Genomic DNA, 13,889 nt, shown 5'->3' on the forward strand with positions numbered 1-13,889 from the left:
TCATTCATAGCGAGAAAACCCAATGAAATCGGGCCTATGATGAGATTTGATACCATGCGCTTTCCTACTAAGGCGACATGGTATCGAGCACTAAGCATGGCATTTGGCTCAGTCAATGCCCCGTACCATGCCACATAAACACGGTGCTTGGCGATGCACAAAGCTGCCAGAATTTGCCAGACCCAAAAAGCCAAAAGCCCGCAATTACGCGGGCTCCAGGGCATTTCTTGCTAGTGGGTGCCGGGCAATGCCGGACGTCCCATCATTCCCACTCAATCGTCGCCGGCGGCTTGCTCGATACGTCATACGTCACGCGCGAGATGCCTTCGATCTCATTGATGATACGGCCGCTGACAGTCTCCAGCAGTTCGTACGGCAGGTGTGCCCAGCGGGCGGTCATGAAGTCGATGGTTTCCACCGCACGCAGGGCCACGACCCATGCGTAACGACGGCCGTCACCGACCACGCCAACCGATTTCACCGGTTGGAACACCACGAATGCCTGGCTGACTTTGTGGTACCAGTCGGCCTTGCGCAGTTCTTCGATAAAGATGTGGTCGGCGCGACGCAGCAGGTCGGCGTATTCCTTCTTCACTTCACCGAGGATCCGCACGCCCAGGCCCGGGCCCGGGAATGGGTGGCGGTAGACCATGTCGTACGGCAGGCCCAGTTCCAGGCCCAAGCGGCGGACTTCGTCCTTGAACAGTTCGCGCAGCGGTTCGACCAGCTTGAGGTTCATTTCCTCCGGCAGGCCACCCACGTTGTGGTGGGACTTGATCACGTGGGCCTTGCCGCTCTTGGCGCCGGCCGACTCGATCACGTCGGGGTAGATGGTGCCCTGGGCGAGGTACTTGATGTTGTCCAGTTTGCTGGACTGGGCATCGAAGACGTCGATGAAGGTGCGACCGATGATCTTGCGCTTCTTCTCTGGGTCGGACTCGCCGGCCAGGTTGTTGAGGAACTGGTCCTCGGCGTTGGCGCGGATCACCTTGACGCCCATGTTCTCGGCGAACATGGCCATCACCTGCTCGCCTTCGTGCAGGCGCAGCAGGCCGTTGTCGACGAATACGCAAGTCAGCTGGTCGCCGATGGCTTTGTGCAGCAGGGCTGCGACCACGGAGGAGTCAACACCGCCGGACAGGCCGAGCAGGACGTTATCGGTGCCGACCTGGGCGCGAACCTGGGCGATGGCATCTTCAGCAATCTTGGACGGCGTCCACAGGGCCTCACACTCGCAGATGTCGAGGATGAAGCGCGACAGGATGCGGCCGCCTTGCTTGGTGTGGGTCACTTCCGGGTGGAACTGCACGCCGTAGTAGCGGCGCTCGTCGCTGAACATGCCGGCGATCGGGCAGCTCGGGGTGCTGGCCAGGATGTGGAAGTCCTGCGGCATTTTGGTGACCTTGTCACCGTGGCTCATCCATACGTCGAGGCCGAACAGGCCGTCGGCGTCGACGTGGTCTTCGATACCGTCCAACAGGCGGCTCTTACCGACCACGTCGACACGGGCATAACCGAATTCACGCAGCTCGGAACCTTCAACCTTGCCGCCCAGTTGCTCGGCCATGGTCTGCATGCCGTAGCAGATACCGAAGACCGGTACGCCCAGGTCGAATACCGCTTGCGGGCAACGCGGGCTGTTGGCTTCGTGCACGGACTCGGGGCCACCGGCGAGGATGACGCCTTTCGGTGCGAATTCGCGGATCGCTTCGTCGTCCATGTCGAACGGATGCAGTTCGCAGTACACGCCGATTTCGCGCACGCGGCGGGCGATCAGCTGGGTGTACTGGGAACCGAAATCGAGGATCAGGATGCGGTGGGCGTGAATGTCGAGGGCCATGAAGTCAGTCTCGTCTAATGAATCAGAAACAACTCGGGGCTGAAGAACAGCCCCGGTTACTTAACATTTTGCTGGAAGCCTCAACCTACGCGGTAGTTTGGCGCTTCCTTGGTGATCTGCACGTCGTGGACATGGGATTCAGCCATGCCGGCGCCGGTGATCCGTACGAACTCTGGCTTGGTGCGCATTTCTTCGATGTCGGCGCTGCCGGTGTAGCCCATCGAGGAACGCAGGCCGCCCATCAGTTGATGGATGATCGCGCTCAGGGTGCCTTTGTAAGGAACACGGCCCTCGATGCCTTCCGGGACGAGCTTCTCGGCGCCTGCCGAGGAGTCCTGGAAGTAACGGTCGGAAGAACCTTGCGCCTGGGACATGGCGCCCAGCGAACCCATGCCACGGTAAGCCTTGTAGGAACGACCCTGGAACAGTTCGATCTCGCCTGGCGCTTCTTCGGTACCGGCGAACATCGAGCCCATCATCACGCAGGACGCACCGGCTACGATGGCCTTGGACAGGTCACCGGAGAAGCGGATACCGCCGTCGGCGATCAACGGAACGCCGGTGCCTTCAAGGGCTGCGGCGACGTTGGCGATGGCGCTGATTTGCGGCACGCCGACACCGGCGACGATACGGGTGGTGCAGATCGAGCCAGGGCCGATACCGACCTTGACCGCATCGGCGCCCGCTTCGGCCAGGGCCTTGGCGGCTGCGCCGGTGGCGATGTTGCCGCCGATCACCTGTACTTCAGGGAAGTTCTGCTTGACCCAGCGCACGCGGTCGATCACGCCTTTGGAGTGGCCGTGGGCCGTGTCGACCACCACCACGTCAACGCCGGCAGCGACCAGGGCCGAAACACGGTCGCCGGTGTCTTTACCGGTACCGACGGCGGCACCAACGCGCAGACGACCTTGATCGTCCTTGCTGGCCAGCGGGTAAGCCTTGGCTTTTTCGATGTCGTTGACGGTCATCATGCCTTTGAGGGCGAATTTGTCGTCGACGATCAGCACGCGCTCGATGCGGTGCTTGTGCAGCAGCTCGCGCACATCGTTCTTGTCGGCGCCTTCCTTGACAGTGACCAGACGCTCTTTGGGCGTCATCACTTCACGGACGGTGACTTCAAGACGGTTCTCGAAACGTACGTCACGGGAAGTGACGATACCGACCAGGTCGCCATCGTGCAGTACCGGAACGCCGGAGATGTTGTGCAGGCGGGTCAGGTCGAACAGGTCGCGCACGGTGGCGTCGGCTTCGATGGTGATCGGATCTTTCACCACGCCGGCTTCGTAACGCTTGACCTTGCGCACTTCGGCAGCCTGCTGCTCGATGGTCATGTTCTTGTGGATGATGCCGATGCCGCCTTCCTGAGCCATGGCGATGGCCAGACGGGCTTCGGTGACGGTGTCCATGGCAGCGGAAACCAGGGGAATATTCAGCTCGATGCCACGGGTTAGGCGGGTCTTGAGACTGACTTCGTTAGGAAGCACCTCGGAATAACCGGGCACTAGGAGAATGTCGTCGAATGTCAGAGCTTCTTGGCTGATACGCAGCATCGCGGGGGCTCCCGAGCGGGAAAATGGAAGCGCGCCATTATATACATGCACCCTGTCGGGCTCAATGTAAAACTCTGACAAACTTGGGAATACTGATAGAAGGGTTACAACTCGACTTTGACCCAACTCATCTTCTGGTCCAGCCAATCGGCGAATTCGTCGATAAAACTTTGCTTGAACCCTGCCTCCGCCCAGTTGTTGAAGATAAATCCCAAGTTGGAAAACCCACACTCCTGCAGGAAAAGGAACCCGTTGATGTCGTCTTCATGCCCACACAGCGGGCAGGTGAAGTTGTCGGTGTGGCCGGGCATCCAGTCTTCCAGGCTTTCGAACAGCGCTTCGCCGACTTCCTTGCGGCATTGCGGGCAACCGGCTTCTTCGAGAAAGCCCTTGGCCGGCGTGTAGATGCAGCGCTTGTAGATGATCTCCAGGCCATTGATCGGCTCGTTGAACGGCAGTGCCTGCGGGTAAAGCACCACGGCGCGGGCGCCATCGGCCAGGGCGTAGCCCATGCGGTTGCCGGTGCGGCCACAGGTGGTCAGCTCTTCCTTGATGATGTTCTTGCGCACCAGCCAGCGCACGATCGCCCGGGCGCGGGGTTCGTGGACGGGCAAGGTGGAGATTTTCGGGACAAGGATGCTTTGGGAGTTCATGGGAGTCCTGCGGTGTGGCGTCTGGCGTCATCGGGGGCAAGCCCCCTCTCACATTTTGGGGCGGGCGAGGGCTTGCCCCCGAAGAGGCCGTGAAGGCAGGCAGCTTAATCCCTGAAAAAAACAGGTCAAGTACTCAAATACCGCCCGATCAATGCAATACCGCTGGCCAGCACCAACCACGTCACCAACCGCACAAACGCCTCACGCGACATACGCATCGTCAACCGGCGCCCACACCACAGCCCCATGGCCATCGCCGGCAACAGGCACAGCGCCAACATCAGCAGCGGCAGGTCCGCGTACACCCCGGCAATCAGGAACAGGCTCAAGCGCACCACCGTGCTGCAACTGATCAACGCACTCTGGGTGGCGCGCGCCGCGTCTTTGGGGAGACGGCTATTCAGATAGATCGCATAGAGAAAGCCGCCACTGCCAAACAATGCACCAAACAATCCGCCCACCGTGCCCATGGGTATTGACCACCCGGCAGCGAGCTGCGTCGGCCGCGCCTTCACCGCCAGGCTATAGATCGCATAGGCACTGATAAACAGGCCCATCAACAACAGCAACAGGTCCGAATGCAGGTTGAGCAAAAACACCACGCCAAGTGTGCAGCCAATCGCCATGCACGGCAGCAAGCGCAGCAGCTCCGGCTTGTTCACATCGCGCCGAGACTGCAGCAGGTTGCCAAACGCCGCGACAAAATCCAGCAGCACCAACAGCGGGATGATCTTCGACAACGGCATGAACAGGATCAGCAGCGGCCCCGCCACCAACGCGGTGCCAAATCCCGCGATACCGAACACGATATAGGCCACGACGATGCCCACGCCGATCACCAGCCAATCCATACCACCAAACGACCACTGACTCATCAGCTCAACCGGGCTCATGGGGTATTCCTTGCAAGAGATGGCCATCACTTTAGCCATCGGTGAGGGATGCGACTAATATCTTCGAAACCCTCTACCTATCTCGAAAAGGCATGACGTGTGATATCCACCCGCCAACTGCGGTACTTCGTCGAAATCGCCGACAGCGGCAGCTTCAGTGCCGCCGCCGAGCGCCTGTTTGTGGCGCAGTCAGCCTTGAGCCGACAGATCAAGGAGCTGGAGACCCAGCTGAAAACCCCGTTGTTCGAGCGCACCGCACGTCAACCGCGGCTTACGGCCGCAGGTGAGGCCTTCTATCCGCGGGCCCGCAACCTGCTGAGTGAACTACTCAAGGCCAGCGAACTGGCGACCCAAGTGGGCAATGGCGAACTGGGCACGCTGCGCCTGAGCCATTCGAGCACTGTGCCGATGAGCGGCCCTTTGCTGCAGGGCATCAGCGCTTGGCTGGAACGCTGCCCTGGGGTGTCGATGGATATCGTCAAACTGTCCTCCGAAGCGCAGCTGGAAGAAATCGCCGACGGTCGCCTTGAGGTGGGCGTGCTGCGCTTGCCGGTACTGCGCCAGCGCGAGGGGGTTCGGGTGCTACCTTTGTATAACGAGCAACTGTTGCTGGCCGTACCGCCCAACCATGCGTTAGCGCGTAGTCAGGCGCCCATCGAGCTAGGGCAATTGAAGGACGAAGCGTTTATTTCAATACCCCATCCCCAGCGCGGCGGCTTGAGCTATCTGTCAGCCGAGTTGTGCATGCGTGCCGGATTTTTCCCCAAGGCCGCGCGAGTGATGTCGCGCAAGACCACCCAGCTGCAACTGATCCAGGCCGGCTTCGGTATTGCCTTGTTACCAAAATCCATGCAGGACATCGCCCCCGCCAACGTGCACTTTTTGCCCCTGGCCGACCCGGACTGCCTCAGCACCGTGGCGTTGGCCTGCGCACAGGCGCCGAGCGCGCTGGTGGAGCAATTCTGCCAAACCTTGCACGAATGCCTATAAACTGCCGCCCATGATTAAAGATCCTTTTGCCCGTCTGGGCCTGGACCGCGAAGTCCTGACTGTCAGCCAGCTCAACGGCCGTGCGCGGGTGCTGCTGGAAGACGTGTTCACCAATATCTGGGTCGAAGGCGAGATCTCCAACCTCGCCCGCCCGGCTTCCGGTCATGTGTATTTCACCCTCAAGGACAGCGGCGCCCAGGTGCGTTGCGCGTTGTTTCGCAACAACGCTGCACGGGTGCGCCAGGCGCTGAAGGATGGCCTGGCGGTGAAAGTGCGCGGCAAGGTCTCGCTGTTCGAGGGACGGGGCGACTACCAACTGATCCTCGATACCGTGGAGCCGGCCGGTGATGGGGCGTTGCGCCTGGCGTTCGATGCGCTGAAGGAAAAGCTCAGCGCCGAAGGGCTGTTCAGTGCCGAACGCAAGGTGCCGCTGCCGGCGCATCCTCGACGCATCGGCATTATCAGCTCGCCGACCGGCGCGGTGATCCGCGACATCATCAGTGTGTTCCGCCGCCGTGCGCCCAACATTGAACTGACCCTGATCCCCACCGCCGTGCAAGGCCGCGAAGCGATCCCGCAGATTGTGCGCGCGTTGAAATTCGCGGATGCCCGTGGCTTCGATGCGCTGATCCTGGCCCGTGGCGGCGGCTCGCTGGAAGACCTCTGGTGCTTCAACGAGGAAGCCGTGGCCCGTGCGGTGGACGCCTGCGTTACACCGATCGTCAGCGCCGTCGGGCATGAGACCGATGTGTCGATCAGCGACTTCGTGGCAGACGTGCGCGCTCCTACGCCCTCCGCCGCAGCCGAACTGCTCGCGCCAGATGCCAGCCACCTGGTGCGCCAGGTCGAAAACCTGCACCGCCGCCTGGTGCTGCTGATGCGCAATCGCCTGAGCCACGACCGCCTGCGCCTGGAAGGCATGGCCCGGCGCCTGCGTCACCCCGGCGAACGCCTGCGCCAGCAAGCCCAACGCCTGGACGACCTTGACATGCGCCTGCGCCGCGCCTTCGAGCGCAGCCTCAATACCCGCCGTGAACGCCTGATCCGCCTGGAAACGCGCCTTGCCGGCCAGCACCCGGGTCGCCAACTGGCACTGCTGCGCCAGCGCCTGGACAGCCTCGCCGAACGCCTGCCCCGCGCCATGCGCGAAGGCCTCAAGGCGCGGCGCCTGCAACTGCAAAGCCAGATGCAGACGCTGCATGTGGTCAGCCCGTTGGCGACCCTGGGCCGTGGCTACAGCATCCTGCTGGACGAGCGCGGACAGGCTATTCGCAATGCCGCGCAGACCCACACCGGCCAGCGCCTGACCGCGCGCCTCGGTGAGGGCCAATTGCAGGTGCGGGTGGAAGACAACCACCTGACACCCGTCACCCTTTCGTTATTGGATTGATCGATGCCACGTCTCTTCAGTGTGTTGATGCTGCTGTGCCTTGCCTTTAACGCGCAGGCCGACAGCTACATTTCCCGCACCCTCAATAAGCCCGTGCCTGGCGGGGTTGCCGTGGTCGAACTCGGTCCTTCCGCTGCCGCGCCCAAAGCCACGTACCAGGGCAAGCCTGTATTGGTGGTGAAAGAAGCGGACACCTGGCTGGCGATTGTCGGTATTCCGTTGACGGTCAAGCCGGGCAATGAGCGCATCAGCAGCGGCGGGCGCAACCTGCCGTTTATCGTCGGCTACAAAAAGTACCCGGAACAGCGCATCACCCTGAAAAACAAAAGCCAGGTAAACCCTGACCCTGCGCAGCTCAAGCGCATCGAAGGCGAATTGGCAGTGCAGCTCAAGGCCTACCGCAGTTTCAGCCCTAACCTGCCGAGCAACCTGGTGCTGGACAAACCGGTGAACGGGCCGCTGTCGAGCAAGTTTGGCGTGCGGCGGTTCTTCAACGGTGAAGAGCGCAACCCCCATTCTGGCCTGGACTTTGCCGTGCCGGCCGGTACGCCGATCAAAACGCCGGCCAATGGCAAAGTGATTCTGGTGGGCAACTACTTCTTCAACGGCAACACCGTGTTCGTCGACCATGGCCAAGGCTTTATCAGCATGTTCTGCCACATGTCGAAGATCGACGTGAAAGTGGGCGATCAGCTCACACGCGGCGCAGTGGTGGGCAAGGTCGGCTCGACTGGTCGGGCGACCGGGCCGCACATGCATTGGAACGTCAGCCTGAATGATGCGCGGGTTGATCCGGCGATCTTTATCGGCGCGTTCCAACCCTGAAAGGCTCGATTGCGCGCTTGATAACGGGCGCGCAATTAAATCCAGCCGCCAGACCATCTTCAGGCAATAAATCTCGTTTCACAGATCAATAACAGAAGTTCTCTCAATTTTTAGCGACTGCTTGCCATCTTTCACCCCGGCAGTTAGGGTTGAGCCTATGAAAACCTCTCACACCCTCATTCAGCTCCGCCAGCACCTCAGCCTGTGCCTCGTCAGCGCACGACTGCCAGGCTGAATCGATCTGCCTCGTCTTTACGTTTTATCCCTAAAAACAGTTCTACGGCAGGCCGCCTTTTCTCGGCCCCTACAACAAAGGATTTCCCGATGAGCATGCTCAAAGACCCGTCTTCGAAGTACCGCGCGTTCCCGACCATCGATATCCCGGACCGCACCTGGCCATCGAAGACCATCACCGAAGCGCCGATCTGGTGCAGCTCCGACCTGCGTGATGGCAATCAGTCGCTGATCGAGCCGATGGACGCAGTGAAAAAGCTGCGTTTCTGGAAGACCCTGGTCGCCGTCGGCGTGAAAGAAATCGAAGCCTCGTTCCCCGCTGCCTCGCAAACCGACTTCGACTTCGTGCGCACCCTGATCGAAGACGGCCACATCCCCGAGGACACCACCATCCAGGTGCTGACCCAGGGCCGTGAAGACTTGATCGCACGCACCTTCGAATCCCTGCGCGGCGCCAAGAAGGCCATCGTGCACCTGTACAACGCCACGTCGCCGTCCTTCCGCCGCATTGTGTTCAACCAGGACAAGGAAGGCATCAAGGCCATCGCGGTCAACGCGGCCAAGCTGTTCGTCAAATACGCCGCCCAGCAGCCGGAAACCCAGTGGACCTTCGAATACTCCCCGGAGACTTTCAGTGCCACCGAGCTGGAATTCGCCAAGGAAGTCTGTGACGCGGTGATCGAGGTGTGGAACCCGACGCCTGAGCACAAGATGATCCTCAACCTGCCGGCCACCGTGGAGTGCGCCACGCCGAACATCTATGCCGACCAGATCGAGTGGTTCGGTCGCCATATCAACCGTCGGGACAGCGTGATCATCAGCCTGCACACCCACAACGACCGCGGCACCGGCGTAGCGGCCACCGAGTTGGGCCTGATGGCCGGCGCCGACCGTGTCGAAGGCTGCCTGTTCGGCAACGGCGAGCGTACCGGCAACGTCGACCTGGTCACCGTGGCACTGAACATGTACACCCAGGGCCTCGACCCGCAGCTGGACTTCTCCGACATCGACGGCGTGCGCAAAGTCGTCGAAGAGTGCAACCAGATTCAGGTTCACCCACGTCACCCGTACGTCGGCGACCTGGTGCACACCGCGTTCTCCGGCTCTCACCAGGACGCGATCCGCAAGGGCTTCGCCCAGCAGAAAGACGATGCGCTGTGGGAAGTGCCGTACCTGCCGATCGACCCGGCCGACATCGGTCGCAGCTACGAGGCTGTGATTCGCGTGAACAGCCAGTCGGGCAAAGGTGGCATCGCCTACCTGCTGGAACAGGAATACGACATCAGCTTGCCACGTCGCATGCAGATCGAATTCAGCCAAGTGGTACAGGCCGAAACCGACCGCGTGGGCCTTGAGATGACTGCACCGCAGATCTACGCCTTGCTGCAGCGCGAATACCTGCAAGCCAACACCCCGTATGCGCTGGTCAGCCATCGCCTGCAGGAAGAAAACGGCAACAGCTTTGTCGAGGTGGAAGTCTCGGGCAAGGGCCAGGGCGAAACCAACCTGCACTGGAAAGGCAAAGGCAACGGCGCCCTGGAAGCGTTGGTGGCCGGCTTGCCGATTGGCGTGGAGATCATGGACTACAACGAACATGCGATCGGTGCGGGCACCAACGCCAAGGCGGCGGCCTACATCGAACTGCGTGTGAACGGTGAGCGTCCGGTACATGGCGTGGGCATTGATGAAAACATCACCACGGCCAGTTTCAAGGCGCTGTTCAGCGCGCTGAACCGTTCGTTGAGCCAGTTGGCAGCGAAGGCGGCGTAAGCAGTCTGCTTGAATGCGAAAGGCCCCTGGATACGAGTCCAGGGGCCTTTTTTTGGTTTTTTGTGGTCTGTGAGGGCCTCATCGGGGGCAAGCCCCCTCCCACACTTTAATTTGTGAATACATTCAAAATGTGGGAGGGGGCTTGCCCCCGATAGCGGTCTGTCAGACAAACTGGAAAGTATCGGCATCCAGGTTCGCCGGAAACCGCGTGCGGTACGCCGCCAGCTCTGCTGCATCCAGATTGACCTGGAACACCCCATCCGCCTCCCCCGCACTCAGCAGGGTCTCGCCCTGGAAATCCAACACCTGGCTGTCCCCGGTGTAGGCAAAGCCCTTCCCATCCGTGCCCACCCGATTCACCGCCGCCACATAGCACAGGTTTTCAATCGCCCGCGCCGGCAGCAGTCGGTTCCAGTGCGAGCGCCGCGCCCCCGGCCAGTTGGCGGTGTACAGCAGCAGGTCGGTGTCCTGGGCATCACGGCTCCACACCGGGAAACGCAGGTCGTAGCAAATCAACGGGCGAATACGCCAACCTTTCACTTCGAACTGCACCTGGCGCTCACCGGGGGTGTAGTGGTTGTGCTCGCCGGCCATGCGGAACAGGTGGCGCTTGTCGTAATGCAACACCTCGCCATCCGGCCGTGCCCACAGCAGGCGGTTGCGGTGGCTGCCGTCGGCAGCCTGGATGATCACGCTACCGGTGATGACGGCGTTGTACTTCGCGGCCTGGGCCTGTAGCCAACGGTGGGTCGGGCCGTTCTCGGGTTCGGCGAGGGTCGCGGATTCCATGGAGAAACCGGTGGTGAACATCTCCGGTAATACGATCAGGTCGGCACCTTGCGCCTGTTCCAACAATAACTCGAAGTGCTCAAGGTTCGCCTGGCGGTCGTGCCAGGCCAGGCTGGTCTGGATCAGGGCGATGTTCAGGTTCGGCAGTGCACTCAGATCACGCATAGTTTTTCAGCCGCTTGTTGCAGCGTTTCCTCGCGTTTGGCAAAGCACAGGCGCACCAGGCGCTGGCCTTGGGGTGGGGTCTGGTAGAACACCGAGACCGGAATCGTCGCCACGCCATGCTCGCGGGTCATCCACAGTGACATGGCGACGTCATCCAGGTCCGGGCGGATCTGTGAGTAATCCACCAGTTGGAAGTAGGTGCCGGTCACTGGGGTAAAGCTGAAGCGCGATGGCGCCAGCAGGTCGCAGAACAGATCGCGCTTGGCCTGATAGAACGCCGGCAACTCGTCGACATGCTCCGGGTGTTCTGCCATGAAATCGGCCAATGCGTACTGCAGCGGGGTTACACCACAGAAATTGACGTATTGATGCACCTTGCGCAGTTCAGCGGTGAGGGCCGGCGGCGCGACGACGTAGCCGGTTTTCCAACCGGTGACGTGGTAAGTCTTGCCGAAGGAACTGACCACGAACGCGCGCTGATACAGCTCATCGTGGGCCAGCACACTGACGTGGGGCACACCGTCAAATACCAGGTGCTCGTAGACTTCATCGCTGACCAGGTAGATGTCACGGTCGCGGATCAGTTCGGCCAACTGGTCCAGTTCGGCGCGGCTGATCAGCGCGCCGGTCGGGTTGTGTGGGGAATTGAGGACGATCATCCGCGTACGCGGTGACAGCGCCGCCTTGATCTTCTCGAAGTCCAGCGCGAAGCCATCCAGACTCAGTTGCACGTGCACGCAACGGCCGCCGGCCAGCTCCACCGAAGGCTCGTAGCTGTCGTAGCTGGGGTCGAACACGATGACTTCATCACCCTGGCGAATCACCGCCTGGATCGCACAGAAGATCGCCTCGGTAGCACCAGGGGTAATGGTCACTTCAGTGTCCGCATTGACCGTGGCGCCATAGCTACGGGCGATCTTGGCGGCTACCTGCTGGCGCAGCACCGGCAGGCCGGTCATGGGCGCGTATTGGTTGTGCCCGAGAGCGATATGCTTGCCCACCGCATCGAGCAAACCCTGGGGGCCATTGAAGTCCGGAAAGCCCTGGGACAGGTTCAGCGCACCGGTTTCGGCAGCGAGTTGCGACATGGTGGTGAAAATGGTCGTGCCGACATTCGGCAGCTTGCTGGTGATCATGGGAGCCCCCTTCGGGTGAGCTGCAAGTTTTAAGCTGCAAGCCGCAAGCAGGTCAAGGGGCAAACCACCAGGCACAAAAAAGGGCTCCAAAGGAGCCCTCTCTTGCAACTGACAACTTGAAGCTGCCGTTACTTCTTATCGCGACGCTTCTTGTCGGCCTTCTTGTGGTGAGTCATCAAACGACGCTTCTTGTTCACCTGACGGTCAGTCAGTGTGTTCTTGTTGCCTTCGTATGGGTTCTCGCCACCCTTGAACTCGATACGGATCGGCGTACCGACCAGTTTCAAGACACGGCGGTAGGTGTTTTCCAGGTAACGCACATAGGACTTCGGCACCTTCTCGATCTGGTTACCGTGAATCACGATAATCGGCGGGTTGGCACCACCCAAGTGGGCGTAACGCAGTTTGATCCGGCGGTTGTTGACCATCGGCGGCGCGTGCTCGCCAACCGCATCTTCCAGGATCTGGGTGAGGCGGTTGGTCGGCCAGCGGGTCACTGCGGACTTGAACGAGTTCTGCACGGAAGCGTACAGGTTGCCCACGCCGGTGCCGTGCAGTGCCGAGATGAAGTGGATGTCGGCGAACTCGACGAAGAACAGGCGACGTTGCAGCTCGACCTTGACGAAGTCGCGCTCGCTCGGCGTCATGCCGTCCCACTTGTTGATCGCGATCACCAGGGCACGACCGGCCTCCAGGGCAAAGCCCAGGAGGTTGAGGTCGTGGTCCACCACACCCTCGCGGGCGTCCATCACGAAGATCACCACGTTGGCGTCTTTGATCGCCTGCAGGGTTTTGACCACCGAGAACTTTTCGACTTCCTCGTGGATCTTGCCGCGCTTGCGCACACCGGCGGTATCGATCAGCGTGTACTTTTCCTCGTTACGTTCGAACGGGATGTAGATGCTGTCGCGGGTGGTGCCGGGCTGGTCATAGACGATGACCCGGTCTTCACCGAGCATGCGGTTGACCAGGGTCGACTTGCCGACGTTGGGACGACCGATGATAGCGATCTTGATACCGTCTTTTTCGCTCGGGCCAGGAATGCGCTTGGCTTCCTCACCTTCGGCAACGATTTCCTCTTCGCCCTCTTCCTCCTCGACGTCATCCTTGGGGAAATCGCGCAGGGCAATTTCCAGCATCTGGGTGATACCACGACCGTGGGCACCTGCGACCGGGATCGCATCGCCCAGGCCCATCGGGCTGAATTCGGCACGGGCAGCTTCAGGATCGATGTTGTCGATCTTGTTCGCGACCAGATAGGAACGCTTGTTGCGCTTGCGCAGGTGCTCGCCAATCATCTGGTCGGCAGCGGTGTAGCCCGCACGGGCGTCCACCAGGAACAACACGACATCGGCTTCTTCAATGGCCAGCAGCGACTGCTCGGCCATCTTTTCGTCCATGCCATGCTCGTCACCGGAGATACCACCGGTGTCGACGATAATGTAGGAGCGCCCTTGCCACTTTGCCTCACCGTATTGGCGATCACGGGTCAGACCGGACAAGTCGCCGACGATAGCGTCGCGAGTCCTGGTCAGGCGGTTGAACAAGGTGGACTTGCCGACGTTAGGTCGGCCCACCAGGGCGATTACGGGAACCATGCGGCTCTCCACTTCGTTATTTCAGAAAATACAAAAGCCGCTGCAGGGCAGCGGCT

Annotated in this window: 11 protein-coding genes; 4 read left to right on the plus strand and 7 right to left on the minus strand. The window is 60.8% G+C overall.

Translation table 11 applies throughout. From position 1 onward, the window contains the following. Window positions 1-262: 262 nt before the first annotated feature. The 4 genes from guaA to BM017_RS24200 form a co-directional block, all read right to left on the minus strand. Window positions 263-1,840: a glutamine-hydrolyzing GMP synthase gene (gene guaA / locus BM017_RS24185; protein WP_092249186.1), complete on the minus strand. Its 1,578-nt coding sequence runs from the start codon at window positions 1,838-1,840 to the stop codon at window positions 263-265. An 80-nt stretch (window positions 1,841-1,920) separates the two neighbouring features. Further along, on the minus strand, window positions 1,921-3,390 hold the full coding sequence (guaB, locus tag BM017_RS24190; RefSeq protein WP_010207937.1) for an IMP dehydrogenase: 1,470 nt from the start codon (window positions 3,388-3,390) through the stop codon (window positions 1,921-1,923). 104 nt (window positions 3,391-3,494) lie between these two features. Next, window positions 3,495-4,043: a sugar ABC transporter ATPase gene (locus tag BM017_RS24195; protein WP_092249189.1), complete on the minus strand. Its 549-nt coding sequence runs from the start codon at window positions 4,041-4,043 to the stop codon at window positions 3,495-3,497. A 125-nt stretch (window positions 4,044-4,168) separates the two neighbouring features. Beyond that, on the minus strand, window positions 4,169-4,936 hold the full coding sequence (locus BM017_RS24200) for a sulfite exporter TauE/SafE family protein (RefSeq protein ID WP_092249192.1): 768 nt from the start codon (window positions 4,934-4,936) through the stop codon (window positions 4,169-4,171). Window positions 4,937-5,035: 99 nt separating this feature from the next. Between BM017_RS24200 and BM017_RS24205 the strand changes: the two genes are divergently transcribed. From BM017_RS24205 to leuA, 4 genes are all read left to right on the plus strand, one after another. Then, window positions 5,036-5,926 (plus strand): LysR family transcriptional regulator, encoded by an 891-nt coding sequence (locus BM017_RS24205; RefSeq protein ID WP_092249195.1) that lies wholly within the window; start codon window positions 5,036-5,038, stop codon window positions 5,924-5,926. A gap of 10 nt (window positions 5,927-5,936) precedes the next feature. Then, a complete protein-coding gene (xseA, locus tag BM017_RS24210) occupies window positions 5,937-7,316 on the plus strand; it encodes an exodeoxyribonuclease VII large subunit (RefSeq protein ID WP_092249197.1) in 1,380 nt (459 codons plus the stop codon). A gap of 3 nt (window positions 7,317-7,319) precedes the next feature. Beyond that, window positions 7,320-8,141, plus strand: coding sequence for a M23 family metallopeptidase (locus BM017_RS24215; RefSeq protein WP_071489255.1), 822 nt, complete (start codon window positions 7,320-7,322; stop codon window positions 8,139-8,141). Window positions 8,142-8,465: 324 nt separating this feature from the next. Further along, window positions 8,466-10,145, plus strand: coding sequence for a 2-isopropylmalate synthase (gene leuA, locus BM017_RS24225; protein ID WP_071489254.1), 1,680 nt, complete (start codon window positions 8,466-8,468; stop codon window positions 10,143-10,145). Between the two features lie 162 nt (window positions 10,146-10,307). Here leuA and BM017_RS24230 read toward each other — a convergent pair whose 3' ends face one another. From BM017_RS24230 to der, 3 genes are all read right to left on the minus strand, one after another. Beyond that, entirely contained in the window at window positions 10,308-11,099 is a 792-nt protein-coding gene (locus BM017_RS24230) for an amidohydrolase (RefSeq protein ID WP_092249200.1), read from the minus strand. Then, window positions 11,087-12,235: a pyridoxal phosphate-dependent aminotransferase gene (locus BM017_RS24235; RefSeq protein WP_092249203.1), complete on the minus strand. Its 1,149-nt coding sequence runs from the start codon at window positions 12,233-12,235 to the stop codon at window positions 11,087-11,089. Before BM017_RS24235 ends, BM017_RS24230 begins: the two co-directional genes overlap by 13 nt. Before the next feature lie 128 nt (window positions 12,236-12,363). Beyond that, window positions 12,364-13,833, minus strand: coding sequence for a ribosome biogenesis GTPase Der (der, locus tag BM017_RS24240; RefSeq protein WP_058423368.1), 1,470 nt, complete (start codon window positions 13,831-13,833; stop codon window positions 12,364-12,366). Between the last annotated feature and the right edge of the window lie 56 nt (window positions 13,834-13,889).

It is taken from the genome of Pseudomonas sp. NFPP04 (genome assembly GCF_900113815.1).
Lineage (GTDB): Bacteria > Pseudomonadota > Gammaproteobacteria > Pseudomonadales > Pseudomonadaceae > Aquipseudomonas > Aquipseudomonas extremorientalis.

What these genes read in the sequence shown, in the direction of transcription:
- guaA (WP_092249186.1), bottom strand. Translation starts at nt 1,840, where the DNA reads ATGGCCCTCGACATTCACGCCCACCGCATCCTGATCCTCGATTTCGGT.
- guaB (WP_010207937.1), bottom strand. Translation starts at nt 3,390, where the DNA reads ATGCTGCGTATCAGCCAAGAAGCTCTGACATTCGACGACATTCTCCTA.
- BM017_RS24195 (WP_092249189.1), bottom strand. Translation starts at nt 4,043, where the DNA reads ATGAACTCCCAAAGCATCCTTGTCCCGAAAATCTCCACCTTGCCCGTC.
- BM017_RS24200 (WP_092249192.1), bottom strand. Translation starts at nt 4,936, where the DNA reads ATGAGCCCGGTTGAGCTGATGAGTCAGTGGTCGTTTGGTGGTATGGAT.
- xseA (WP_092249197.1), top strand. Translation starts at nt 5,937, where the DNA reads ATGATTAAAGATCCTTTTGCCCGTCTGGGCCTGGACCGCGAAGTCCTG.
- BM017_RS24215 (WP_071489255.1), top strand. Translation starts at nt 7,320, where the DNA reads ATGCCACGTCTCTTCAGTGTGTTGATGCTGCTGTGCCTTGCCTTTAAC.
- leuA (WP_071489254.1), top strand. Translation starts at nt 8,466, where the DNA reads ATGAGCATGCTCAAAGACCCGTCTTCGAAGTACCGCGCGTTCCCGACC.
- BM017_RS24230 (WP_092249200.1), bottom strand. Translation starts at nt 11,099, where the DNA reads ATGCGTGATCTGAGTGCACTGCCGAACCTGAACATCGCCCTGATCCAG.
- BM017_RS24235 (WP_092249203.1), bottom strand. Translation starts at nt 12,235, where the DNA reads ATGATCACCAGCAAGCTGCCGAATGTCGGCACGACCATTTTCACCACC.
- der (WP_058423368.1), bottom strand. Translation starts at nt 13,833, where the DNA reads ATGGTTCCCGTAATCGCCCTGGTGGGCCGACCTAACGTCGGCAAGTCC.